Below are 23,963 nucleotides of genomic sequence, written 5' to 3' on the forward strand. Positions count from 1 at the left end.
ATTCATATTCAACTAATTTGCATCAAAGAACTATTTAAGGGAAATCATCATGGGCAAAATCATCGGTATTGACTTGGGCACGACCAACTCCTGCGTCGCAGTGATGGAGGGCGGCAAGCCGAAAGTCATCGAAAACTCCGAGGGTGCACGCACCACGCCATCCGTGATCGCCTATCAGGAAGACGGAGAAATCCTGATCGGTGCGCCGGCCAAGCGTCAGGCAGTCACCAATCCGAAGAACACGCTGTACGCCGTCAAGCGCCTGATCGGACGCAAGTTCGAAGAGAAGGAAGTGCAGAAGGACATCGGCCTGATGCCGTACCAGATCAGCAAGGCCGATAACGGCGATGCATGGGTTTCCGTGCGCGACAAAAAACTGGCGCCACCGCAAATCTCCGCAGAAGTGCTGCGCAAGATGAAGAAAACCGCTGAAGACTATCTCGGCGAAGAAGTGACCGAAGCGGTCATCACCGTTCCTGCATACTTCAACGACGCACAACGTCAGGCGACCAAGGACGCAGGCCGTATCGCCGGTCTGGACGTCAAGCGCATCATCAACGAACCGACCGCAGCGGCACTCGCATTCGGCCTGGATAAAACCGGCAAGGGCGACCGCAAGATCGCCGTGTACGATCTGGGCGGCGGCACGTTCGACGTGTCGATCATCGAGATCGCGGACGTCGATGGTGAAATGCAATTCGAAGTGTTGTCGACTAACGGCGACACCTTCCTCGGCGGTGAAGATTTCGATCAACGCCTGATCGACTACATCATCGAAGAATTCAAGAAGATCAACGGCCTCGACCTGTCGAAAGACGCTATCGCGTTGCAACGTATCAAGGCATCGGCAGAACGTGCAAAGATCGAACTGTCGTCGTCGCAACAGACCGAAATCAACGAGCCGTACATCGCGATGGCGAACGGCGCACCGGTCCACCTGAACATCAAGGTCACCCGCGCGAAGCTGGAATCGCTGGTCGAAGACCTGATCGCCAAGTCGATCGAGCCTTGCCGCATCGCGATCAAGGATGCCGGCGTCAAGGTATCGGACATCGACGACATCATCCTGGTCGGCGGTCAGACGCGCATGCCTAAAGTGCAGGAAGCGGTCAAGGACTTCTTCGGCAAGGAGCCACGCAAGGACGTCAATCCTGATGAAGCCGTTGCCGTCGGTGCAGCGATTCAGGGTTCGGTATTGTCCGGCGATCGTAAAGATTTGCTGTTGCTCGACGTGACCCCGCTGTCGCTCGGTATCGAAACGCTGGGCGGCGTGATGACGAAGATGATCCAGAAGAACACGACGATCCCGACCAAGTTCTCGCAAGTATTCTCGACTGCAGACGACAACCAGCCTGCCGTGACCATCAAGGTCTTTCAGGGTGAGCGCGAAATGGCGGTTGGCAACAAGGCACTGGGCGAATTCAATCTGGAAGGCATTCCGCCGGCAGCACGCGGCACGCCGCAGATCGAAGTCACTTTCGACATCGACGCCAACGGCATCCTGCACGTCGGCGCGAAAGACAAGGCAACCGGCAAGGAAAACAAGATCACCATCAAGGCCAACTCCGGTTTGACCGAAGAAGAAATCCAGAAGATGGTGCAGGACGCCGAAGCGAATGCCGAGGAAGACAAACGCGCCAAGGAAGTGGCTGAAGCGCGCAACCAGGGCGACGCGTTGGTGCACTCGACCCGCAAGTCGCTGACTGAATACGGCGACAAGCTGGAAGCCGGCGAGAAGGAAAAAATCGAGGCGGCCATCAAGGACCTTGAAGATGCATTGAAAGACGGCGACAAGGCCGCAATCGATGAAAAATCGGCTGCCCTGACAACCGCAGCGCAAAAGCTCGGCGAAAAGATGTATGCCGATATGCAGGCACAGCAGGCGGCCGCAGCAGGTGGCGCGGAAGCTGCCGGCGACGCACCGCACGCGGAAGCCAAACCGCAGGAAGACGATGTGGTCGATGCCGACTTCAAGGAAGTCAAAGACAAGTAATTGTCGGCAGCGTGGTCGCTCGCACAGCGAACGGCCGCGCGATGCGTTCTCGATAAGGGTGATGGGAATGCGTTGTTGAGCATTCGATTTCGAATCACTCCATTCCCGCAACATGATGTCGCAAGACTCGCCGGGTCAGAGGCCGCAAACCTCGGCTCGGCGTTTTAGCGTAGATAGCAGCAAGGAAGCAAAGGGTGCCTGCACATGGCAAAACGTGATTTTTACGAAGTTCTTGGTGTCGGCAAGGACGCGTCCGACGACGAAATCAAGAAGGCATATCGCAAGCTTGCAATGAAATATCATCCGGATCGCAATCCGGACAGCAAGGGAGCGGAAGACAAGTTCAAGGAGGCGAAGGAAGCCTACGAGATGCTGTCCGACTCGCAGAAGCGTGACGCTTATGATCGCTATGGTCATGCCGGCGTTGATCCCAATATGGGAATGGGCGGCGGTGGCGGCGGCGGTTTCGCCGATGCATTCGGCGATATCTTCGGCGACATCTTCGGTCAGACCGGCGGCGGTCGCGGCCGTGGCGGCCCGCAGGTTTATCGCGGTGCCGACCTGCGTTACAACCTTGAAATCACGCTGGAGCAGGCCGCGCACGGTTACGACACGACGATTCGCGTACCGTCATGGGACAATTGCGAAACCTGCCACGGCAGTGGCGCCAAGCCGGGCACGTCGCCGGTCACCTGTACGACTTGCGGCGGTCACGGCCAAGTACGCATGCAGCAGGGTTTCTTCAGTGTGTTGCAGACTTGTCCGAAGTGCCACGGCACCGGCAAGATCAATCCGACACCATGCGGCACCTGCAGCGGCGCCGGCAAGATCAAGCGCAACAAGACACTGGAAGTCAAGATTCCGGCCGGTATCGACGACGGCATGCGTATCCGTTCGTCCGGCAACGGCGAACCGGGCATGAATGGCGGCCCGCCGGGAGACTTGTATGTCGAGATCCGCATCAAGCAGCATTCGATGTTCCAGCGCGATGGCGACGATCTGCATTGCGAGATTCCGATCTCGTTTGCCAAGGCTGCGCTTGGCGGTGAAATCGAAGTGCCGACATTGAACGGCAAGGCGTCCTTCACGCTGCCGGAAGGTACGCAGACCGGCAAGACTTTCCGTTTGCGCAGCAAGGGCATCAAGGGCGTGCGTTCCGGTTACGCCGGCGACCTGTTCTGCCACGTTGTGATTGAAACGCCTGTCACGTTGACCGATCGCCAGAAGGAATTGCTGCGCGAATTCGATCAACTGACAACGGAAGGTGGTTCCAAGCACAGTCCGCAGACCAAGACCTGGAAAGACAAGGTCAAGGATTTCTTCGAGTAACGAAAGATTCCGTACAAGCCGCTGATCGCCATCAGCGGCTTTTTTATTTGCGCTGAAAACGATGCTCTTTGCGATCTCTCCAGAGTCCTTGGTGAGAAGGGGCCTAACGGAATCTTGAGAGCGATCGGATAGAATGGCGAAGCTTTTCGTGCGCATGCATGCGCACAAGCTCTACCTTGGTTAACTGACATGACGAACAAAAACAAAGAAGCACTGGAACTGGAACAGCTGTTCCAGAACAACCGCCGCTGGGCTGAGTCAATGCTGGCGGAAGACAAGAATTTTTTTGCAAAACTTGCCGCCCAACAATCTCCTGAATATCTGTGGATAGGCTGTTCCGACAGTCGCGTTCCCGCCAATGAAATTGTCGACTTGCTGCCGGGTGAATTGTTCGTGCATCGCAATATCGCCAACGTGGTCGCGCATTCTGATCTGAACTGTCTGTCGGTATTGCAGTTTGCGATCGACGTCTTAAAGGTCAAACATGTGATCGTGTGCGGCCATTACGGTTGTTCCGGCGTCCACGCGGCGATGACCGGCAGGCGGGTCGGTCTTGCCGACAACTGGTTGCGGCATGTGCAGGACGTGCACCAGAAGCACGGACGCTACATGCGCGAGACGTTGCCGACGCAGGCGCAACACGATCGTCTGTGTGAACTGAACGTCATCGAGCAGGTCGCCAACGTGTGCCGCACGACGATCGTGCAGGATGCATGGGAGCGTGGTCAGGACGTGACGATCCACGGCTGGATTTACGGCTTGAAGGATGGATTGCTCAGCGATCTGAACGTCACCATCGATTGTCTCGATAGCGCGGATGAAAAACTGAAGCACAGCTTCGCGCGCTACGAACAGTCGGAATAAGTGCTGCTGTTGCGGCCTGACTGCACTGCATACGGATGTTGCGCAGATTCGATCTGCTCAAGTACATTGTCTTCTGCACCTCTGATTCATCCTTTTCTGCAGCGATCTGTAATCGACGGCGACCGGGAGAAAAAACCATGAAATGGGAAGGCAATCGCGAAAGCGAGAATGTGGAAGACCGGCGCGGTGGCGGCGGCATTGGCGGCTTCGGCGGTCGTTCGATCGGCATCGGCACGATCGTGATTGCATTGCTGGGGTCGTACTTTTTCGGCGTCAGTCCCTCGACCATCCTCAGCCTGCTCAGCGGTGGGCCGGTGCAGATGTCGCAACCGGAAGCACATAAACCGCCGGCCGACGATCCTGTCGCAAAATTCGTTTCCGTCGTGCTGGCCGATACCGAAGATGTGTGGGGAAAAATCTTCCGCGAGAACGGCGGACAGTACGTGCAACCCACCCTTGTTCTGTTTTCCGGCAGAACGCCGACCGCTTGCGGTACGGGCGATACGGCTGTCGGCCCGTTCTACTGTCCGGGTGATCAGAAGGTATATCTCGATCTGCAATTCTTCCAGACGATGCGCGAGCGTTTTCAAGTCAGCAGTGAGTTTGCCGAAGCCTATGTGATCGCCCACGAGGTCGGCCATCATGTGCAGAACCTGACAGGCATCAGCGAGAAGGTCGCGGACATGCAGCGCGGTGCGTCGGAGCGCAAGGCAAATGCCTTGTCGGTGCGCGTGGAGTTGCAGGCGGATTGCTTTGCCGGCGTGTGGGTCAATCATGCGGACAAGGCGCGTCACATCCTGGAGTCGGGCGATATCGACAGCGCATTGAAAGCGGCGAGCGCGATCGGCGATGATACGTTGCAGCGTCAGGTACAGGGACAGGTGGTGCCGGACTCCTTCACGCACGGGACGTCGGAGCAGCGTGTGCGCTGGTTCAAGCGTGGAATCGACAGTGGCGATCTGAACAGTTGCAACACGTTTGCGGCAAAGCAGATCTGATTGCCTGACCGTTCGATTCTCTCGATAAAAAAGCGCCTGACGGCGCTTTTTTATTGGAATGACTGCGTTGCAACTATCAGAAGCAATGTTCCGCTGCGGGAAACGTACCTTCCTTTACTTCCTTAATATAGGCACGCACCGCGCCTTCGATGCTGGTCTGGCCTTCCATGAAATTTTTCACGAAGCGCGCCTTGCGACCCGGGAAGACGCCGATGAAATCATGCATCACGAGCACCTGGCCCGAGCAATCCGGACCGGCACCGATGCCGATGGTCGGCATTGTCAGCGCATCGGTGATTTCCTTGCCGAGTTGTGCCGGGATCGCTTCCAGCACCAGCAGCGATGCGCCGGCTTCCTGCAGGGCGATGGCATCGGATTTCATCTGTTCGGCGGCGGCAGTCGATTTCCCCTGCACCTTGTAGCCGCCGAAACGGTTGACTGATTGCGGCGTCAATCCGAGATGCGCGCAGACCGGAATTTCTCGCTCGACGAGAAAGCGCACGGTGTCGACCACCCATGTGCCGCCTTCGATCTTCACCATTTGAGCGCCGGCCTGTACCAGCTTGACTGCATTGCGGAAGGCGTCTTCTTTCGTCGCATAGGTGCCGAACGGCATGTCCGCCAGCACCAGCGCCGTCTTGTTGCCGCGCGCGACGCTGGCAGTGTGATAGGCGACTTCGTCGATGGTGACCGTCAGTGTCGAATTGTTGCCCTGGCAAACCATGCCGAGTGAATCGCCGATCAGCAGTGTTTCGACGCCGCACATGTCCATCAATGAGGCAAAGCTGGCATCGTAGGCGGTCAGCATCGTGATTTTCTCGCCGCGTTCGCGCATGGCGAACAGCGAGGGAACGGTCACGGCCTTGGTGCGTTGTTCGCTTTCCTGCAAATAGCTGGTCATGCTTTATTCTCCACGGCTGAAAAATTCGCGCTTGCCGCGCATGTTGGCGATGCGCGTGAGCAGCAGCGCAAAATCTTCTTCGTTGTCGATCGGATTCAGATGCTCGGTGTTGACGATCAGCAAAGGCGCCGCTTCGTAATCGTAGAAGATCCGGCTATAGCTTTCGCACAGGCGTTCGATATAGGTTTCCGAAATACCCGCTTCCATCGGGACGCCGCGTTTCTTGATGCGTTCGATCAGCGTTTCCGGCTTGGCCTGCAGATAGATGACGAGATCCGGCAACGGCGCCTGCGGGCGCAAGTGATCGTACAACTGCTGGTACAGCGCCAGTTCATCGTCTCCCAGCGTCAGTCTCGCAAAGATCGGATCCTTGTCGAGCAGGAAGTCGGACACAATGCGCGCATCGAACAGATCGGGCTGTGCCAGATCGCGCAGCTGGTTCAGGCGCTGGAACAGGAAGAACATCTGCGTCGGCAGTGCATAGCGTGCGGCATCGCGATAGAACTTTTCGAGGAAGGGATTTTCCTGCGGCAGTTCCAGCAGCATTTGCGCATTCAGGTGCGTTGCCAGCTTGCGCGTCAGCGAGGTTTTCCCCGCACCGATCACGCCTTCGACGACGATGTATTTGTATTTATCGAAATCCATGTAGTTTCTTTACTGCCTGCCGTCGCTTATGAACGGAAGATGAAATAGACGGCGCCGATCAAGCACAATGCGGCCCAGATGTAATCGAGCTTGAACGGCTGCCCCATGAAGAACAGCGCGAACGGCACGAATACGGTGAGTGTAATCGCTTCCTGCAGGATTTTCAGTTGGGCGAGACTGTACTGCGTGTAGCCGATGCGATTGGCGGGGACTTGCAGCAGATATTCGAACAGCGCGATGCCCCAGCTGATCAGCGCGGCAATCCACCATGGTTTCGATGCGAGGCCTTTCAGATGGCCGTACCACGCGACGGTCATGAAGATATTCGACAGCGTCAGCAAGCCGATGGTTTGAACGATGACGGGAATTTGCATGATGTATTGGGTCGCTGTGGATGGAGGCGATAGTCGTCAGGCGATTTTCCGGATGGCCTGATCGGCGACCGAGGGCACGAACTGGTGTGCCGGCCCGCGACCCGGAATGTCGATGAACGGATCGATCTGCAGAAGCGGAATCAGCACGAAGGCGCGCATTGTCATGCGCGGGTGCGGCACCGTCAGGGATGGCGTGTCGATTTGTTGATCGCCATACAGCAGCAGGTCGAGATCGAGTGTGCGCGGTGCATTGACGTACGAGCGTTCGCGGCCGAATGTCTGTTCCAGCGCCAGTAGCGACTGCAGCAATTCACCGGCGGACAATTTGGTTTTGATGCCGGCCACGGCATTGATGTAATCGTCGCCGTCGGCATCGATCGGTGCAGTGCGGAACAGCGAGGATTGCGCAGTCACGCTGGTCTCCGGCAAGGTATCCAGCGCGTCCAGCGCATTTCGCACGCTTGCTTCCGCGTCGCCGAGATTGGCGCCGATGCCGATATAGGCAACGACAGTTTTTCCGGTCATGCCTGAGACTGTCATTCGCTCTTGCCGGAGGCGTCGTTGCTTCCAGCACCGCTTGCGCCACGACTGCGGCCGCCGCGACGACGGCGTTTTTTTGCAGGAGCAGCGACGGTGCTGGTCGCAGCCGGCTTTTTCGCCAGCAATTCTTCGCGGCCGCCGCCATCTGCTTCCATGAAGTCGGTCCACCATTCGCCGATTTCACTATCGATTTCACCCGAAGCGCAACGCAGCAGCAGGAAGTCGTAACCGGCGCGCAGGCGCGGATGTTCCAGCAACTTGTATGGCGTTTTGCCGACGCGGCGATCGAAGCGCGGTTGCATCGCCCAGATGTCACGCATGTCGGACGCAATCTTGCGCTGCAGCGCAAGCTTGTCGGTTTGCGTGTTCAACACATCGTCGGCGGCGAGATGCAGCGCGGGGATCGGATATTCGCCGGCGGCCTGATAGGCCTTCCATTTTTCCACGACCTGATGCCACAGCAGCGACGCGAACAGGAAGCCGGGCGAAACAGGTTTGCCCTGACGCACGCGTTCGTCGGTGGCATCCAGTGCAAGACGCACGAATTTTTCGCCTAGCGGTTGTTCCAGTACGACGTCGAGCAGCGGCAGCAGGCCGTGATGTAAACCTTCCTTGCGCAGTTGCTGGAGGCAGGCGAGTGCATGGCCGCTCAACAGCAGCTTCAGCATTTCGTCGAACACGCGAGCGGCCGGCACGTTATTGATGAGCGGCGCCATGACGGTGATCGGCGCGCGGGTTTCCGGCGCGATCGAGAAATTCAGTTTTGCGGCGAAGCGCACGACGCGCAGCAGACGCACCGGGTCTTCGCGGAAGCGTGCTTCCGGCAGGCCGATGATGCGCAGCGTCTTGTTGCGGATGTCCGCCATGCCGCCGTGATAATCGAGCACGGTCTGCGTGGCCGGATCGTAATACATCGCATTGATGGTGAAGTCGCGACGGATGGCGTCTTCGTGCTGTTCGCCGAAGGTGTTGTCGCGCAGCACGCGGCCGTGTTCGTCCTTGAGCGCGTCTTCCTGCGATGCGCCGCGGAAGGTGGTGACTTCCAGCAAATCCTGGCCGAACATCACGTGCACGATCTGGAAGCGGCGGCCGATGATGAAGGCGCGGCGGAACAGTTTCTTGACTTGTTCCGGCGTGGCGTTGGTGGCGATGTCGAAATCCTTCGGCTTGACGCCAAGCAGCAGATCGCGCACTGCGCCGCCGACGAGAAAGGCCTTGAAGCCGGCCTGCTGCAGCGTGCTGGTGACGCGAATCGCGTTGGACGACACCAGCTTCGGATCGATGCCGTGTTCTTTTGCGGTCAGCGTGACGGGTTGCGTGCGATCGCCCGTTTCTTGTTTTGTGCCGAGGATGCGGCGGATGAGCTTTTTAATCATTGATCAATCTTGATTAGACGTTTGAACCGGCATTGAACAGGTGAATGATCGGCCAGCCATGCGCCTGCGCATGTGCGGTCAGCAGGGCATTGGGATTGGTTGCAACCGGATCGGACACGATGGACAGCAGCGGAATGTCGTTCTGTGAATCACTGTAGAAATAACTGCGCTCGAAATCGCTGAGCGACAGGCCACGCGTTGCCAGCCATGCGTTGGTGTGCGTGATTTTACCTGCACCGGAGGTCGGTAAGCCGACCAGTTTGCCGGTCGGGCAACCGTCGTCGTCGAGTTCCGGTTCGGCGGCGATCAGGTGTTCGACCCCGAGCGCACGCGCGATTGGCGCGGTGACGAAACGGTTGGTGGCGGTGACGATGGCGACCAGATCGCCGGCATCCTGATGTTTTTTTACCAACGCACGTGCGGCTGGCAGGATTTTCGGTTCGATCACGTCGCGCATATAGGCGACCTGCCACTCATCGAGTTGCTGGCGCGAGAATTTTGCCAGCGTGCCGAGTGCGAATTCCAGATATTCCACCGGATCCAGTGTGCCGTTTTCGTATTGTTTATAGAAAGCGGCATTGCGTTTGGCGAACTCAACCGGCTCGACGGCGCCGGTGCGTGCCAGGAACTGACCCCATTCGTAGTCGGAGTCGATCGGCAGAAGTGTGTGGTCGAGATCAAATAAAGCGAGATTCATCTGGGTAATTGCATGTCCATCGTCAATCCGGGGCGTTGCCCGGCGTATCGTTGCGCTGCAACAGTTCACGCAGCAGCGGCAGGGTAACCGGCCTCTTGGTTTCCAGCGAATACCGGTCGAGCGCATCGAGCAGCGCCGCAAGCGAGCGCATGTCGCGCGTGAAATGCGTAATGAGGTAGGGTAACACGCCGGACGACAGCGCCAGACCTCTCGCCCTGGCGGCATGGTTGAGCGCTTCGATCTTTTCGTCGTCGCTCAGGCCGTGCAACTGATAGATCAGGCCCCAGCCGAGGCGCGTGCGCAAATCTTCGCGCAGGGCCAGCGCGGCCGGCGCCACCTTGCCTGCGGTGATCATGCAGCCGCCTTGTTCGCGCACCTGGTTGAAGAGGGCGAAAGCAGCAATTTGTACCTGCGGCTTTAAAACGTCGCAATCGTCGATCAGATACAGGTCGATTCCCGGTTGCAGGTTGAAGACGTCGGTCGCTTCGTCTTCTGCAATGTCGCCGGGAATATAGAGCGACTTCGGTGCAGCAGCCATTGCGCGCAACAGATGGGTTTTGCCGGAACCGGCGTCCCCCCAGATATAGACAAAACGTTCGTCGAGACCGTTTGCCCGGCCGGCGGCCAGACGCGGCAGCAGGTCTAGTAGTTCGGTGTTGGCACCAACGACGAACGATTCCAGCGTTTGCGGCTTTTCGGCGGGTAAATCGAGTAGCAACTGCCTCATGCGCGGGATTTCACAGGAATGGTTGGAAATGGCAACGACTGTTTGTACGGGCTGCGGATGCGACCGGCGGACGTGCGTTTTTCGGTATGCGACAAAGAAAGTGACCTGAAATACGGGGAAGAGGAGAGCGATTTGCTAAAATATCGGCTTTCCGATGCTTGGTCGAATGCAAAGACTGGATTATAGAACCAGTCGCGCTCATTTTCGGCAATAACAAGCTGAATCGGCTTCAAACCGCAATTTTACTGCCGCCTATCAAAACATGAGCACCCCTTCCAATACCTCCCTTTCCTATCGCGACGCCGGCGTTGACATCGATGCAGGCGATGCACTGGTCGAAGCGATCAAGCCGTTTGCCAAACGCACGATGCGCGAAGGCGTAATGGGCGGCCTCGGTGGTTTCGGCGCAATGTTCGAAATCAGCAAGAAGTACAAGGAACCGGTGCTGGTGTCCGGTACCGACGGTGTCGGCACCAAGCTGAAGCTGGCATTTGAATTGAAACGTCACGACACGGTCGGCATCGATCTGGTCGCGATGAGCGTCAACGATATTCTGGTACAGGGTGCAGAACCGCTGTTCTTCCTCGATTACTTCGCCTGCGGCAAGCTGGACGTGCCGAGCGCAACCGACGTCATAAAAGGCGTGGCAAAGGGCTGCGAGCTGGCCGGCTGTGCATTGATCGGCGGCGAAACCGCTGAAATGCCGAGCATGTATCCGGACGGCGAATACGATCTGGCCGGTTTTGCAGTCGGCGCGGTCGAGAAATCGAAAATCATCGACGGCACCAAGATCAAACCGGGCGACGTCGTGCTGGGCCTGGCTTCGTCGGGCGCGCATTCGAACGGTTATTCGCTGGTGCGCAAGATCATTTCGGTCGCCAAACCTGATTTGAACGCCGATTTCCACGGCCGCAAACTGGCCGATGTGCTGATGGAGCCGACGCGCATTTACGTCAAGCCGTTGCTGGCCTTGATGGAGGCGATGGAAGTCAAAGGCATGGTGCACATTACCGGCGGCGGTCTGGTCGAAAACATCCCGCGCGTGTTGCAGGACAACCTGACGGCTGTGTTGCAAAAGGATGCATGGACGATGCCGCCGTTGTTCCAGTGGCTGCAACAGCACGGCAACGTTGCCGACGCAGAAATGCATCGCGTCTTCAACTGCGGTATCGGCATGACCGTGATCGTGGCGAAGGAAAATGCCGATGCGGCGATGGCGCAGCTGAAAGCCGCCGGCGAAACCGTGATGCGTATCGGCGAAATCCGTGAGCGTCAGCAGGGCGAAGCGCAAACGATCGTCGTATAAAAAGATAAAGCGATGTCGTAAAGCGACACAGACAAGAAGGGCTGCAGACACGATTGTGCTGCAGCCCTTTTTATTTCTACTCATCGCTCGCCGGTCATGGCGAACGCAAATCCTTCAGCAAGACCTCTGTCCGTTCGTCCGGCGCAGGCGTCAGCAGGCTGACGACCACGATCGCGCACAATCCGGCCGGTACACCAAAGATCCCGGCGGAAATCGGCGCGATGTGGAACCATTGTCCATCCACCGTGCCGCCCAGTGCCGGATGCGTGCGCAACATATAGAACACGCAGACCGCGAAACCGACAATCATGCCGGCGATGGCGCCTGGCTGGTTGGCGCGTTTCCAGAAAACGCCGAGCGCCAGTGCCGGAAAGAGCGCCGATGCCGCCAGCGAAAAGGCGGCACCTACCAACGACAGAATGTCGCCCGGTTTCAGCGACGCGGCATAGGCGGCGACCAGCGCAACCATCAGCAGCAGCAGTTTGGAAACCGTCACGCGTTTTTGCGTCGATGCCTGCGGATCGATGGTCTTGTAATAGATGTCGTGCGACAGTGCGTTGGAAATCGTCAGCAGCAAACCGTCGGCGGTGGACAGCGCCGCAGCCAGGCCACCGGCTGCGATCAGGCCGGAAATCACATAGGGCAGGCCGGCGATTTCCGGCGTGGCGAGCACGACGATATCGACGTCCATCGAGATTTCTGCCAGTTGCACGATGCCGTCACGGTTGACGTCGTGGATGCTGACCAGCGGATGCAGCCGGTCGATGCCGCCCCAGTAAGACACCCATTCGGGCAACCTCGAAAAATCGGTGCCGACCAGCGACGAATAAATGTCGTACTTGACCAGCACTGCCAGTGCGGGAATCGTGATGTACAGGGCCATGACAAAGAACAGCGTCCAGAACACCGAGTTGCGCGTTTCCTGCACTGAAGGCGTCGTGTAGTAACGTCCCAGCACATGCGGCAGCGCCGCCGTGCCCATCATCAGGCAGAACACCAGCGCAAGAAAATTGTTGCGCTTGATGTTCGACGTTTCTTCATCACCGGGAAAGGGTTCGGTGTGGCGTGTTGGCGGTTTCGCCATTTCCAGATTCGTTGCGCGATCTTCGATCCAGCGACGTTTTGCTTCATCGGCGTCCTTCGGATACGCCGCCAGTTCGCGCGTGGTCTGACGGATTTCCTGCATCTCGGCATTGCCGGCTTTCAGCGCTTCGAGGTTGTGCTGGATTTCGGCGCGACCGTTTTCCCATGACTCCGGCAATGTCGCCAGACGTTCTTCCAGATCGAGTGCGCGTTGTTTGTAGATGGCGCGTACTTCCTCTTCCTTGGGATCGACGATCAGCACTTTTTCGCGTTCGCCGAGTTTTTCGATGGCAGAACCGTAGGCGATCGGCGGCACTGGAATGTTTGTATGCTTTACCGATAACCACACGACCGGAATCATGTAGGCAATGATCAGGATGATGTATTGCGCCACCTGTGTCCATGTCACGGCACGCATGCCGCCGAGGAAGGAGCAGACCAGAATGCTGGCGAGGCCAAGGAAGATGCCGACCGAAAAATCGACGCCGGTAAAGCGCGAGGTGATCAGGCCGACGCCGTAAATCTGCGCCACGACATAGGTGAACGATACGATGACGGTCGCCGCGACGGCGACCATGCGCACGACGTTGTCGCTGTATTTGCCGGTGTAGCGTGCCGCCAGATAGTCGGGAATCGTGAACTGGCCGAACTTGCGCAGGAACGGCGCAATCAGCAAAGCAACCAGCACGAAACCGCCAGCCCAGCCCATGATGTAGGCCAGTCCGTCGAAGCCCCACAAGTACAGACCGCCAGCCAGACTGATGAAGCTGGCGGCGGAAATCCAGTCGGCCGCGGTCGCCATGCCGTTGAACAATGCGGGAACGCGACGACCTGCGACGTAATATTCCTGCATGTCCGACGTGCGGCTGATGATGCCGATCGTCGCGTAAACGACGATTGTGGAAAACATGAAGACATAGCCGATCCAGGCGCGCGGAAACCCTTCATGTTCCAGGATCGCGACAGCAAACAGGAACAGCACGAAGCAGATCGTGTACAGCGCGTAATAACGCACCAGACGCCGGAAGAAACTCGGTTTATTCATCGTCGTTGTCGCCATCCTGTTCGTATCGCCTGTCCAGACGCCGCATCCATAACGCATAGACGCCGACGATCGTCACGTAAAGCAGCACACTGCCCTGTGCCGCCATGAAGAACGAAATCGGCCAGCCGAACAAGGTGTAATCAGCCAGTTGGCGAGCAAAAAAAATGGCAGTGAAGGTGACGACGAACCAGACCAGCAACAGCCACAACGTCAGCCGTGAAGTACGTTTCCAGTAAGTGTCGGCGCGTGTCTCGGCGCGGTTGCGGTCGTCGATCATGCAGCATCGTCCTCCTGGGATTCGACTTGCAGCAAAGGCAAGGTCACACGCATCAGGCAACCGGGCAGCTTCGGATCGCTGCAGTGGGGATTGTCGAGGATGTCGATTTCCGCCTGATGCTGTTGCGCGATCTCGCGTACGATCGCCAGCCCCAGTCCGCTTCCTTCCACGCTGGAACCAAGAATGCGATAGAAGCGTTCGAAGATGTGTACGCGCTCATGCGGTGCGATGCCGGGGCCAGTGTCTTCGACTTCCAGCATGGCGGTCTGTCGCAGGTCGTCGATGCGCACACGCACGGTGGCGCGGCCGCCGGCCGGTGTGTAGTTCAATGCATTGTCGATCAGGTTGTTCAGCAGTTCACGCAGCATCGTGCGGTCGCCGGCAACCATCGCCGTCCGAACCGACGGTTCGAAGCCGAGATCGATATGACGGTTGAAGGAAACCTGCACCCAGTCCTGCACGACGTCGCGTGCCATTTCCGACAACTCCAGCGGCTGCATCGGCCGAGTTTCCGGCGCCTGGTTTTCCGCACGGGCGAGTGCCAGCAATTGATTAATCATGCGCGTGGCGGATTTGGAACTCTTTGCCAGTTGTTCGAGCGACTTGTGGATCTCCGCCTGGTCGTTCTGGCGCAAGGCCAGTTCGGATTGCATGCGCATGCCGGCCAGCGGTGTTTTCATCTGGTGCGCGGCATCGGCGATGAAGCGTTTTTGATTGCGAATACTTTGCGACAGGCGCTCCAGCATTTCATTGAAGGAACCGACCAGCGGCAGGATTTCTTCCGGAACGTGGCCGGAATCGATCGGGCTCAAATCGTCCGGACGGCGTTCATGTATGCGCTGTTGCAATTCGGCGAGCGGTCGCAGTCCGCGCGTCAGTGCGAACCACACAAGGATCAGCGCCACGGGCAGGATGATGAATTCCGGCACGATCACGCCCTTGATGATCTGATTGACCAGTTGCGAACGCTTGTCCAGCGTCTCGCCGACCTGCACCAGTGCCAGCCGCGGTTCAAGGCTGAATTGCGGCTCGACGCGCGTCTTGTGCAGATCAACGTAGGTGTAGGCGATGCGTACTTCGGTGTTGCGGATGAAGTCGTAACGGAATTGCGTGGACCACGGGGCGGGCATTTCAGCATCGCGCGGCAATGGCATTTCGGCTTCGCCGTCGACCAGCTCGCCATGCGCATCGCGAATCTGGAAATAAACGTTGTCGATATCATCGGCGTGCAGGATGTCGCGCGCCGCACTGGTCAGACGCGTGATGACCTTGCCGTCCTGTTCCTTGATCTGTTGCGCGACGACGTTGACCTTGTCTTCCAGCGCGCGATCGAACGGTTCGTTGGCAATCGAGCGGGCGACGATATAGGTGATGGCGATGCTGAGCGGCCATAGCAGGAGCAACGGCACCAGCATCCAGTCGAGAATCTCGCCGAACAACGAACGTTGCGTGTGTTTTTCCGGCCGGTTCGCAGTGCGAAGCGCTGCTGATGCAGGTGCCTCGGCAGCGATCGCATCCTGTCGGCTGGTTTCAGGCATGACGGGAATTAGCCCGGTGGTACAGCCGGGGCGGGTGGCGTTGTTGTGCCGGCCGCCGGTTCGACAAATTTTTCAAGGCAGTAACCGAGGCCGCGTACAGTGGCGATGCGCAGGCCGCCGATCTCGATCTTCTTGCGCAGCCGATGCACATAGACTTCGATCGCGTTATTGCTGACTTCTTCACTCCATTCGCACAAATGATCGACCAGTTGCTCCTTCGATACCAGGCGGCCGCTGCGTTGCAGAAGAACTTCCAGCAGGCCGAGTTCGCGCGCGGACAGATCCAGCATCTGTTCGTTGATGTAGGCGATGCGACCGACCTGATCGTACGATAGCGGGCCATGCCGGATAACGGTCGGTCCGCCGCCGGCACCGCGCCGCGTCAGTGCGCGTACGCGCGCTTCCAGTTCGGACAGGTCGAACGGCTTGGCCATGAAATCGTCCGCACCCAGATCGAGACCGCGCACGCGCTGCTCGATCGAATCGGCGGCGGTGAGGATCAGAACAGGCAGATGGGAATTGCGCGCACGCAGTCGCTGCAATACCTCAAGGCCGGACATCTTCGGCAGGCCGAGATCGAGAATCAGCAGATCGAAATCCTGCGTGGCAAGAACCGAATCGGCTTCGATGCCGTTCTTGACGCAATCGGTCGCGTAGCCGGACTGGCGCAATGAGCGGGTCAGGCCGTCGGCCAGTACGCTGTCATCTTCGGCAAGCAGAATACGCATGGGGAATGGGAGAGATCAGGGGAAACAGGGTGCGTTGTAGTCTATTGGGTTTCGTCGGGGGCGGCAATAAAAAGCGGCGGAGCTGCCGGCCGTGATTTCAAATACGCTGCGTTGAACATTCATCCAGGGATCGGACTGCGCTTTGCGACAAGGCGTCGGCGCGCGTGTTTTTGTGCCGAGGAATCCAGACGAACGTTACGTCCGTCAATTGTGCAATCGAGCGCAATGCCCGTTCGCGTAATGTCGTCAATGAAGGTGAAGGGCGGCGCGTGCCGCGAATATCGTCGATCACGACCTGGCTGTCCCCGTGAATAATCAATCGTGCGGGCTGTGCCGCCACCGCAGCGTCCAATACTGCATTCAACGCCAGATATTCGGCCTCGCTGCTGTCGCCGTGACCCACATGCGAGCTGATTTCAGCAAGATATCCGTTCGGACCTTGCAACAATCCGCCGATCCCCATGCGTCCGGGGTTGGGATGGCTGGAACCGTCGAACCATGCGAGCCATGCGTCAGCAGGTGCTGTCGGCATGTTTTTTCGCTCACGCGCTTCCTGTTGTCTTTGGCGCCGGGTTGCGGCTTTTTCGGTTGCAACAGCCTGGAATTGCCGCCGTTTGGCGAGCAATTCGGCCAGCGGCGTGCCGTCCGCTGCGATCTCAAGTACATGTTTTAATGCCGCGTCAGGGCCGAGTCCGGTCGTGCGCTCCAGCTTGCGTGCTGCGGCACGCTCCTTTTTGTACGCGAGATCGAAGAGGTCGGCGGAAGAATCCATGCTGGCGATTTACAATGCGAGCGCCGATGTTACCCGATGCGACGACCCAAGGTACTTCTGCCAATGTTTTAGCAGAAAGTGAAAAAGTGTCATTTCGATCATTTTTCACAAAATAATGGATTGGTGCTTGCATAAAGCACTGTTTTTTTATACAGTGCAACTTCCGGTCTGGAACACGGTATGCCAGCCACCCATTTACATTAAACCGCCGAAAGAATTTCATGGACGACAAAAAGAACGCAGCGAACTCGGAAAAGGGCAAGGCGCTAGCCGCAGCGCTGGCCCAGATCGAAAAACAATTCGGTAAAGGCTCGGTCATGCGCATGGAAGACGGTGCCGTGGTCGAGGAAGTCCAGGTTGTTTCCACCGGTTCGCTGGGGCTGGACATCGCGCTTGGCGTTGGCGGTTTGCCACGCGGTCGTGTGGTCGAAATCTACGGCCCGGAATCGTCCGGCAAGACCACGCTGACCTTGCAGACCATTGCACAAATGCAAAAACTCGGCGGAACCTGTGCCTTCATCGATGCCGAGCACGCGCTCGATGCGACCTACGCAAAAAAACTCGGCATTAACATGTCCGACCTGCTGGTATCGCAACCTGATACCGGCGAACAGGCGCTGGAAATCTGCGACGCGTTGGTGCGTTCAGGCGGCGTCGACCTGATCGTTATCGACTCGGTGGCCGCATTGACCCCAAAGGCGGAGATCGAAGGCGACATGGGCGATTCCCTGCCGGGTTTGCAGGCTCGCCTGATGTCGCAGGCACTGCGCAAACTGACCGGCAGCATCAACCGCACGAATACGCTGGTCATCTTCATCAACCAGATTCGCATGAAGATCGGCGTCATGTTCGGCAATCCCGAAACCACGACCGGCGGCAACGCACTCAAGTTCTACGCGTCGGTACGTCTGGACATTCGCCGTACCGGTTCGATCAAGTCAGGTGATGAAGTCATCGGTAACGAAACCAAGGTCAAGGTCGTCAAGAACAAGATCGCACCACCGTTCCGCGAAGCGCACTTCGACATTCTGTATGGAGAAGGCACGTCGCGCGAAGGCGAGATCCTCGATCTCGGTTCGGACAACAAGGTTGTCGAAAAATCCGGTGCCTGGTACAGCTACGAAGGCGAACGCATCGGTCAGGGCAAGGACAACGCACGTAATTACCTGAAGGAACATCCGGAAATGGCGCACGAGATTGAAAACAAGGTGCGAGCCGTTCTGGGCGTGCCTGCGCTGCCTCCATTCAAGTCCGATAAATCGGACGAGCCAGCGGCCAAGAAAACGACCGCCAAGGAAAAAGAGAAAGAACTCAAGGAAGTCGAATAAACGTCGCGATTTTCTGCCGGATATTTTTGCCGATTCGTTCGACAAAAATATCCGCAGTTTTGACGGCAAGTTGCTCGACATGAATTACCTGTAAGCCCTCATCACATCAACCAGCGCCCGCGCTTAACTCATATGGCAAAACTGCAAATGAGCCTGAAAGCCCGGGCGCTGCGTTATTTATCGGCGCGCGAACACAGTCGCATGGAGCTCGCGCGCAAGCTGTCGCGCTATGCGCAGGAAGGCGACAATGTCGATACCTTGCTCGATGCGCTGGAGGCAGCGAAGTTGCTATCGCAAGAGCGCTTCTCCGAATCGCTGGTCAATCGGCGCTCGGCGCGTTTCGGCAACAGCCGCATTCTGTCCGAATTGAAAAGTCACGGCATCGATGCCGATGCACTGACGGATATCAAACTTGGATTGGAACAGGACGAATCGGCACGCGCACGTGAAGTGTGGCTGAGGAAGTTCGGCACGGTGCCGGATAATGCCAACGATCGTGCAAAGCAGATGCGTTTTCTGATGCAGCGCGGTTTCTCTAATCGGGCGATCCGTGCGGCGATGCGCGCTGTTGATAATGACGAAGATTAAGTCGCGCTCAATGGATCGCCAACGCTTGAAGCGCTAAAGATGCGAAGTCCGAATACGGCTGCCCGACTGCGTCCGACCTGATTTGGGAACGGGGCGATATCCGTTTTTCGGCGAGCGCAGGCGCTGCGGTGCACTGTGAGAAATGCAGCAAGGTACGGTGCCACATCACGACATGTTTGAGCCGGCATGCGAGGCAGGCCGGCCCAACAATCAGTGATCCATCAAGGCTTTCACATGAACGGCCGTGCTGGAAGCAAGACCTTCCAGACTGTAACCACCTTCCAGAATCGAAACGATACGCCCTTCGCAGGTTTCATCGGCGATCTTCATCAATTCACGCGTGACCCAGTCGTAGTCGCTGTCCTGCAGGTTGAGACCGGCCAGCGGATCCAGATGATGTGCATCGAAACCGGCCGAGATGATGATCAGTTCCGGATTGAAGGCACGGATAGCCGGCAGCATTTCTGCAGCGATCTGTTCCCTGAACATTGCGGAGTCGCAGCCGCGCGGCAGCGGGACGTTGACGATATTGTGGGCAGTTCCGGTTTCAGTCCTGGAGCCGGTGCCTGGATAGAACGGCGACTGGTGGCTGGACGCGTAGAACAGTTCAGGGCGATCGTAGAAAGCCGCTTGCGTGCCATTGCCGTGGTGAACGTCGAAATCGACGACGGCTACGCGTTCCAGTTTGTGGACTTCATAAGCGTAGGCGGCGGCAATGGCGGCCTGGTTGTAGATGCAGAAGCCCATCGCGCGATTCGGCTCCGCATGGTGACCGCAAGGACGCGTGGCGCAAAAGACGTTGCGTGCTTCGTTACCCAGTACGGCATCGACGCCGGCGCAGGCCGCACCGACGCAGCGCATGACGGCTTCCAGCGAGCCCGGCGACATGATCGTATCACCGCCGTCCAGCGGAACGTAGCCGCGTGTCGGCGAGGCATCTTCGATGTCAGTGACGAAATCCTCGGTATGAATCATCAGGACCTGTTCGCGCGTGCCCATCGGTGCATCGCGCCATTCGGCTTTTTCAAATTCCGGCGTACGCAGTGCCTTGATGACGGCTTTCAGGCGTTCCGGAGATTCCGGATGGCTCGGGCCGGGAATGTGGTCCAGGCAGGCTTCGTGGGTATAAATCAGTGTCGTCATGTTCTTGCGCGATGCCTGAGGAAGCGCATCTTCTCCATTATTGGTGGCTTGGTATCGTGGGCCGGCGTGTGTGACCCTGACGTGAATCCGTCCATTATAGAGGGACGTATCGGGAAACGGACTGTGGAGCGACGATCCATGGAATGTGAAATCTTTCATGAGGCGGCGACGACGTGGTTTACCGTATTGGATAGCGGCTATCATCTGAAGCGGAAAATGGCCGATAAATGGTGGATTTGCAGCCAGTCGCGAGATAATTGCATTGTCCTGTCGTTTCAGTCGGAAAACGTTTATCCACGTCGTTCCCTATTGTTGTTCATTCATCGCCTTTATGACGCATCACGTTGCGCTTCAGTTCGCTGTCAAGACCGATACGGGATTGGTGCGCTCGCACAATGAGGATGCGGTTCAGATCAGTGCCGACCACAGTATTGCCGTGCTGGCTGACGGAATGGGGGGATACAACGCGGGCGAGATTGCCAGCAGTATTGCGACGTCCGTCTTCATGATCGAACTGGAGCAGCAGTTGCTGCAACTGAATGGCAAACACGCGAGTGGAAAGCGTCTGCAGCAATTGATGGCAGTAGCCGTCGGTATCGCCAACGACCAGATTCTGGATGCGGCACGTAATGAACCGCAATACAGCGGTATGGGGACCACACTGGTTGCTGCGCTATTTCGGCATGATCGTATCGTGATTGCGCATATCGGCGATTCGCGCTGTTATCGATTTCGCCAGGGCAAATTGACCTTGCTGACACGCGATCATTCGCTGTTGCAGGAACAGATCGATGCCGGTCTTGTCAGCGCGGAATGGGCACGCTATGCGCCGAACAAGAATCTGATTACCCGCGCCTTGGGTGTCGCACCGCAGATCGATGTGGAAACCAATGAATACCAGATCGAGGAAGGCGACCTTTATCTACTGTGTTCGGACGGCCTGTCCGACATGCTGTCAGAAGAGCAAATGACGGAAATGATGCAAACCCATCAGACAGAACCCGACAAACTGGGTGAGGTTCTGGTGCAAGCGGCCAATGATAATGGCGGTCGCGATAATATTTCCGCGATCCTTGCACGCATTACTGCTGCTGGAGAGATCGCTCGGCATGAACCGCTTGGATGGCTCAAGAAGTGGTTTGCGAAGCCATGACTGGTGATGAAATAGCAACGATGAAAAAGCGAAAGACAGGCAAACGATTGTTGTAAATCGATGACATGCCTGCGCACAGAAATTGCATGGACAAGATTGTGCGGCGAATCACTGCTTGAGGAGCAGATCGCGATGCGCGCTGCAAATGATTTGAAAGAGATGAATGGCCACAATTATTTTGGCAAAAGACGGTATTGATTTACAGGTGTTTCCGTTACTGAAGGCGCGCACCACGATCGGACGCAGGACCTATAACGACATCGTGATCGATGCAGCGGGCATCAGTGGCGAACACGCGGTAATCGCGATGTTGCTGAGCGAAGTCTTCTTTGAAGATCTCGACAGCACCAACGGCAGCCAGCTCAACGGCCAGCCGGTCAAGAAGCATTTCCTGCAGGACGGCGACGTCATTGAATTGGCAACGCATACCATTCGTTATTGTGCGGACGAAGATGGATTGGGTACGCCGTCTGCCATTGTCTTGACGTCCACTCAGGATGGCCTTGGCGACATGCGTCAAACCACAGTGCCATCGCAGTTATCGTCCGAAGTTAAATCAACTGGCGTCATAAGAATTCTGAAGGGCGTCGGCGCAGGGAAGGAGATCGCCCTGACCAAACCCATGACCACGATCGGCCGGCCTGGCATTCAAGTGGCGGTGCTCGCGCGAACCCAGCATGGCTTCAGCCTGACACATATAGAAGGCAAGGTGCCGGCACTCGTCAATGGTACGTCCATCGGTGCGAGCACGCGCATGCTGGCCAACGGAGATTTGATTGAAATGTCCGGGGCCGAAATGATTTTTGACTGCTGATTAAAAGCCTTATTTGGCTATTGAAGAAACAAAGAGGGACGAAATTTGGTTGAATTTGCCCAGATATGACAAAAATGGGCACTATAGAATGGTCGATTGTTAAATTATTGTCGATTTCCGTAACAAATTCTCGTGAAATAGAGTTATTTACTGCTGGCACACCGATTGCTCAATGAACGGCATGGCAGGAGTCTGCCTATTTTCCCAACAGGAGAGATAAATGAAATCGATGAAAATGCTGAAGAAGGCGCAAGCAGGTTTTACGCTGATCGAACTGATGATCGTTGTAGCGATTATTGGTATTTTGGCTGCAGTGGCGATTCCACAATACCAAAACTATGTTATTCGGGCAAAACTGTCTAAAGTTGCGACGGCTGTCGATCCAGTTAAATTGGCTGTTGCTGAATTTGCGCAAAATAACGGTGGCGTGGCTAGCATTGAAGCGGACCCTTGGGCGACCTTGGGATTAGGTGAAGATGGACCGACTGCTACGACAGAAGTATCTGGTATTGAGGTTACAGAAGGTACGGGTGCGATTGTCGCTACATTGCAAAACATTAAACCGACTGAAATCGATGGAAAGACGATTACGTTTACGCCGAACGATACTGGAACTACTGCGCTGACATGGTCGGTTTCATCAACCAGTGACGATCCTGCGGTAACGCAAGCGATTGCAAAATGGAAATAATCAGTATTTAAGTTTAAAAAGCCCTTGTCATAAGTTGGACAAGGGCTTTTTACTTTTAGGGTCTATGAGGAAATGGCGAGGGCAATAGCACCATGAAACAATGCAGGATGTCGTTGATTGCCATGGTGGTTATCGCTTTATTGGCAGCATTGTTGTATATCCCATTTTTGAAGAATGGTTTCGTTTTTGATGATCATGGATTGTTTGCAAATGGATCAGTTTACGATTATGTAGAAAGACCATTTGATTTTTCTCCCCGAAGTTTCCCTTACTTTACTTTGGGAATTATTGCGGTAATTAGTAACGGTATAGAGTTAAATAGGATTTTCAGCCTTATCCTTCACATTATGTGCGGAGGGATGCTCTATGTATTATTAAGGGCATTATTGCTGCAGGCAAAGGAGTCAGTACGCAACGAACAAAAAAATGGAAATGAGTCCAAGGCGACTCTCGCTGCCCTAATCGGCGCATGTTGGTTTGTTATTCACCCGGTTGCAGTGTACGGTGCCGGTTATTTAGCGCAGCGCACAATTCTCTTTGCAACGCTATTTTCGCTTTTATCTCTATGGTTTTATCGGCGTGCATTTTCTGAAAATCGAACCGCCGATATTTTTACCGCAGCGCTTTTTTACTCACTTGCGGTATTTTCCAAAGAGCATGCCATCATGTTGCCCTTTACTTCTATTGCACTGATCTCATTGTACGAGGGAGGCTTTAGATCGCGTTTAAAACGGGCGGCACTTTACCTCGCATTATGTGCACCTGCCGCGATATTCGTGTTTTTTGCAAAAAAACAGATTGTGGCCACCGGCTACGAGCCGGATATTGCTACGATTATTTCCCAAATATCTGACATAGGTTTGTTAAGTACTCCGATAGGAAAATGGATTGTGAGTGCCGTTTTGCAAACCAAATTCTTTTTCGAATATCTTTTCTTGTGGATCATTCCGGATATACGACAACTTTCAATCGATATGAGGTTTGATTTTTCTCATATATGGTTTTCTTGGGGGGTCTTTCCTAACGCCATATTTTTCTGTCTTTCTCCTGTTA

The 23,963-nt window shown here is 56.3% G+C and carries 23 protein-coding genes and 1 pseudogene; 11 read left to right on the forward strand and 13 right to left on the reverse strand.

The genetic code is table 11. The annotated features are described in order from the left end of the window. Positions 1-49 precede the first annotated feature (49 nt). The 4 genes from dnaK (at position 50) to ypfJ (ending at position 5,184) form a co-directional block, all read left to right on the forward strand. Positions 50-1,993, forward strand: a complete 1,944-nt coding sequence (gene dnaK, locus VN114_RS13305; protein WP_325515640.1) for a molecular chaperone DnaK — start codon at positions 50-52, stop codon at positions 1,991-1,993. 204 nt (positions 1,994-2,197) lie between these two features. Next, positions 2,198-3,322 (forward strand): molecular chaperone DnaJ, encoded by a 1,125-nt coding sequence (gene dnaJ, locus VN114_RS13310; RefSeq protein ID WP_325515641.1) that lies wholly within the window; start codon positions 2,198-2,200, stop codon positions 3,320-3,322. A 189-nt stretch (positions 3,323-3,511) separates the two neighbouring features. Then, positions 3,512-4,186 (forward strand): carbonate dehydratase, encoded by a 675-nt coding sequence (can, locus tag VN114_RS13315; RefSeq protein WP_325515643.1) that lies wholly within the window; start codon positions 3,512-3,514, stop codon positions 4,184-4,186. Between the two features lie 137 nt (positions 4,187-4,323). Further along, positions 4,324-5,184 (forward strand): KPN_02809 family neutral zinc metallopeptidase, encoded by an 861-nt coding sequence (ypfJ, locus tag VN114_RS13320; RefSeq protein ID WP_325515645.1) that lies wholly within the window; start codon positions 4,324-4,326, stop codon positions 5,182-5,184. A 76-nt stretch (positions 5,185-5,260) separates the two neighbouring features. Here ypfJ and panB read toward each other — a convergent pair whose 3' ends face one another. Genes panB through hda form a run of 7 tightly spaced genes read right to left on the reverse strand, consistent with a single transcriptional unit; the run spans position 5,261 to position 10,444 of the window. Continuing rightward, the gene (panB, locus tag VN114_RS13325) at positions 5,261-6,085 is read right to left on the reverse strand and encodes a 3-methyl-2-oxobutanoate hydroxymethyltransferase (protein ID WP_325515647.1); all 825 of its coding nucleotides are present in this window, start codon (positions 6,083-6,085) and stop codon (positions 5,261-5,263) included. A gap of 3 nt (positions 6,086-6,088) precedes the next feature. Further along, positions 6,089-6,730 carry a deoxynucleoside kinase gene (locus tag VN114_RS13330; protein WP_325515649.1) on the reverse strand — a complete coding sequence of 214 codons (642 nt, stop codon included), beginning with the start codon at positions 6,728-6,730 and terminating at the stop codon, positions 6,089-6,091. 26 nt (positions 6,731-6,756) lie between these two features. Further along, positions 6,757-7,104, reverse strand: coding sequence for a DMT family protein (locus tag VN114_RS13335; RefSeq protein ID WP_325515651.1), 348 nt, complete (start codon positions 7,102-7,104; stop codon positions 6,757-6,759). Between the two features lie 36 nt (positions 7,105-7,140). Beyond that, a complete protein-coding gene (gene folK / locus VN114_RS13340) occupies positions 7,141-7,644 on the reverse strand; it encodes a 2-amino-4-hydroxy-6-hydroxymethyldihydropteridine diphosphokinase (RefSeq protein ID WP_325515653.1) in 504 nt (167 codons plus the stop codon). Further along, on the reverse strand, positions 7,641-9,020 hold the full coding sequence (gene pcnB, locus VN114_RS13345) for a polynucleotide adenylyltransferase PcnB (RefSeq protein ID WP_325515654.1): 1,380 nt from the start codon (positions 9,018-9,020) through the stop codon (positions 7,641-7,643). Before pcnB ends, folK begins: the two co-directional genes overlap by 4 nt. A gap of 13 nt (positions 9,021-9,033) precedes the next feature. Further along, positions 9,034-9,717 (reverse strand): HAD family hydrolase, encoded by a 684-nt coding sequence (locus VN114_RS13350; protein WP_325515656.1) that lies wholly within the window; start codon positions 9,715-9,717, stop codon positions 9,034-9,036. Between the two features lie 22 nt (positions 9,718-9,739). Further along, positions 9,740-10,444, reverse strand: coding sequence for a DnaA regulatory inactivator Hda (gene hda / locus VN114_RS13355; RefSeq protein ID WP_325515658.1), 705 nt, complete (start codon positions 10,442-10,444; stop codon positions 9,740-9,742). Positions 10,445-10,706: 262 nt separating this feature from the next. On the opposite strand from hda, the gene purM reads away from it, so the two are divergent. Then, positions 10,707-11,750 carry a phosphoribosylformylglycinamidine cyclo-ligase gene (gene purM / locus VN114_RS13360; protein WP_325515660.1) on the forward strand — a complete coding sequence of 348 codons (1,044 nt, stop codon included), beginning with the start codon at positions 10,707-10,709 and terminating at the stop codon, positions 11,748-11,750. Positions 11,751-11,844: 94 nt separating this feature from the next. Here the strand turns inward: purM and VN114_RS13365 are convergent, their stop codons facing one another. The 5 genes from VN114_RS13365 to VN114_RS13385 form a co-directional block, all read right to left on the reverse strand. Beyond that, on the reverse strand, positions 11,845-13,878 hold the full coding sequence (locus VN114_RS13365) for a sodium:solute symporter family protein (RefSeq protein WP_325515661.1): 2,034 nt from the start codon (positions 13,876-13,878) through the stop codon (positions 11,845-11,847). Next, entirely contained in the window at positions 13,871-14,155 is a 285-nt protein-coding gene (locus tag VN114_RS13370; RefSeq protein WP_325515663.1) for a DUF4212 domain-containing protein, read from the reverse strand. The genes VN114_RS13365 and VN114_RS13370 overlap by 8 nt, the downstream gene beginning before the upstream one ends. Next, complete coding sequence (locus VN114_RS13375; protein ID WP_325515665.1) at positions 14,152-15,693, reverse strand: sensor histidine kinase; 1,542 nt, start codon at positions 15,691-15,693, stop codon at positions 14,152-14,154. The genes VN114_RS13370 and VN114_RS13375 overlap by 4 nt, the downstream gene beginning before the upstream one ends. An 8-nt stretch (positions 15,694-15,701) precedes the next feature. Beyond that, positions 15,702-16,421, reverse strand: a complete 720-nt coding sequence (locus VN114_RS13380) for a response regulator transcription factor (protein WP_325515667.1) — start codon at positions 16,419-16,421, stop codon at positions 15,702-15,704. A 97-nt stretch (positions 16,422-16,518) separates the two neighbouring features. Continuing rightward, the gene (locus VN114_RS13385; RefSeq protein ID WP_325515669.1) at positions 16,519-17,193 is read right to left on the reverse strand and encodes a ribonuclease HI family protein; all 675 of its coding nucleotides are present in this window, start codon (positions 17,191-17,193) and stop codon (positions 16,519-16,521) included. Positions 17,194-17,414: 221 nt separating this feature from the next. Here VN114_RS13385 and recA point away from each other — a divergent pair, with 221 nt between their 5' ends. Continuing rightward, positions 17,415-18,521, forward strand: coding sequence for a recombinase RecA (gene recA / locus VN114_RS13390; protein WP_325515671.1), 1,107 nt, complete (start codon positions 17,415-17,417; stop codon positions 18,519-18,521). A gap of 132 nt (positions 18,522-18,653) precedes the next feature. Continuing rightward, positions 18,654-19,109: a recombination regulator RecX gene (gene recX, locus VN114_RS13395; protein WP_325515673.1), complete on the forward strand. Its 456-nt coding sequence runs from the start codon at positions 18,654-18,656 to the stop codon at positions 19,107-19,109. A gap of 210 nt (positions 19,110-19,319) precedes the next feature. Here the strand turns inward: recX and VN114_RS13400 are convergent, their stop codons facing one another. Beyond that, positions 19,320-20,252, reverse strand: a complete 933-nt coding sequence (locus VN114_RS13400) for a histone deacetylase family protein (protein WP_325515675.1) — start codon at positions 20,250-20,252, stop codon at positions 19,320-19,322. A 331-nt stretch (positions 20,253-20,583) separates the two neighbouring features. On the opposite strand from VN114_RS13400, the gene VN114_RS13405 reads away from it, so the two are divergent. The 4 genes and pseudogenes from VN114_RS13405 to VN114_RS13420 all read left to right on the forward strand — a co-directional run. Beyond that, positions 20,584-21,405, forward strand: coding sequence for a Stp1/IreP family PP2C-type Ser/Thr phosphatase (locus VN114_RS13405; RefSeq protein WP_325515677.1), 822 nt, complete (start codon positions 20,584-20,586; stop codon positions 21,403-21,405). Between the two features lie 163 nt (positions 21,406-21,568). Next, complete coding sequence (locus VN114_RS13410) at positions 21,569-22,219, forward strand: FHA domain-containing protein (RefSeq protein ID WP_325515679.1); 651 nt, start codon at positions 21,569-21,571, stop codon at positions 22,217-22,219. 229 nt (positions 22,220-22,448) lie between these two features. After that, positions 22,449-22,910 carry a pilin gene (locus VN114_RS13415; protein WP_414694227.1) on the forward strand — a complete coding sequence of 154 codons (462 nt, stop codon included), beginning with the start codon at positions 22,449-22,451 and terminating at the stop codon, positions 22,908-22,910. Between the two features lie 107 nt (positions 22,911-23,017). After that, positions 23,018-23,963 (forward strand): annotated as a pseudogene (locus VN114_RS13420) (hypothetical protein); the annotation flags it as partial.

Source organism: Oxalicibacterium sp. (assembly GCF_035565035.1).
Lineage (GTDB): Bacteria > Pseudomonadota > Gammaproteobacteria > Burkholderiales > Burkholderiaceae_D > Oxalicibacterium.

Coding starts and splice junctions, on each gene's coding strand:
- dnaK (WP_325515640.1), top strand. CDS start 50: ATGGGCAAAATCATCGGTATTGACTTGGGCACGACCAACTCCTGCGTC.
- dnaJ (WP_325515641.1), top strand. CDS start 2,198: ATGGCAAAACGTGATTTTTACGAAGTTCTTGGTGTCGGCAAGGACGCG.
- can (WP_325515643.1), top strand. CDS start 3,512: ATGACGAACAAAAACAAAGAAGCACTGGAACTGGAACAGCTGTTCCAG.
- ypfJ (WP_325515645.1), top strand. CDS start 4,324: ATGAAATGGGAAGGCAATCGCGAAAGCGAGAATGTGGAAGACCGGCGC.
- panB (WP_325515647.1), bottom strand. CDS start 6,085: ATGACCAGCTATTTGCAGGAAAGCGAACAACGCACCAAGGCCGTGACC.
- VN114_RS13330 (WP_325515649.1), bottom strand. CDS start 6,730: ATGGATTTCGATAAATACAAATACATCGTCGTCGAAGGCGTGATCGGT.
- VN114_RS13335 (WP_325515651.1), bottom strand. CDS start 7,104: ATGCAAATTCCCGTCATCGTTCAAACCATCGGCTTGCTGACGCTGTCG.
- folK (WP_325515653.1), bottom strand. CDS start 7,644: ATGACAGTCTCAGGCATGACCGGAAAAACTGTCGTTGCCTATATCGGC.
- pcnB (WP_325515654.1), bottom strand. CDS start 9,020: ATGATTAAAAAGCTCATCCGCCGCATCCTCGGCACAAAACAAGAAACG.
- VN114_RS13350 (WP_325515656.1), bottom strand. CDS start 9,717: ATGAATCTCGCTTTATTTGATCTCGACCACACACTTCTGCCGATCGAC.
- hda (WP_325515658.1), bottom strand. CDS start 10,444: ATGAGGCAGTTGCTACTCGATTTACCCGCCGAAAAGCCGCAAACGCTG.
- purM (WP_325515660.1), top strand. CDS start 10,707: ATGAGCACCCCTTCCAATACCTCCCTTTCCTATCGCGACGCCGGCGTT.
- VN114_RS13365 (WP_325515661.1), bottom strand. CDS start 13,878: ATGAATAAACCGAGTTTCTTCCGGCGTCTGGTGCGTTATTACGCGCTG.
- VN114_RS13370 (WP_325515663.1), bottom strand. CDS start 14,155: ATGATCGACGACCGCAACCGCGCCGAGACACGCGCCGACACTTACTGG.
- VN114_RS13375 (WP_325515665.1), bottom strand. CDS start 15,693: ATGCCTGAAACCAGCCGACAGGATGCGATCGCTGCCGAGGCACCTGCA.
- VN114_RS13380 (WP_325515667.1), bottom strand. CDS start 16,421: ATGCGTATTCTGCTTGCCGAAGATGACAGCGTACTGGCCGACGGCCTG.
- VN114_RS13385 (WP_325515669.1), bottom strand. CDS start 17,193: ATGGATTCTTCCGCCGACCTCTTCGATCTCGCGTACAAAAAGGAGCGT.
- recA (WP_325515671.1), top strand. CDS start 17,415: ATGGACGACAAAAAGAACGCAGCGAACTCGGAAAAGGGCAAGGCGCTA.
- recX (WP_325515673.1), top strand. CDS start 18,654: ATGGCAAAACTGCAAATGAGCCTGAAAGCCCGGGCGCTGCGTTATTTA.
- VN114_RS13400 (WP_325515675.1), bottom strand. CDS start 20,252: ATGACGACACTGATTTATACCCACGAAGCCTGCCTGGACCACATTCCC.
- VN114_RS13405 (WP_325515677.1), top strand. CDS start 20,584: ATGACGCATCACGTTGCGCTTCAGTTCGCTGTCAAGACCGATACGGGA.
- VN114_RS13410 (WP_325515679.1), top strand. CDS start 21,569: ATGGCCACAATTATTTTGGCAAAAGACGGTATTGATTTACAGGTGTTT.
- VN114_RS13415 (WP_414694227.1), top strand. CDS start 22,449: ATGAAAATGCTGAAGAAGGCGCAAGCAGGTTTTACGCTGATCGAACTG.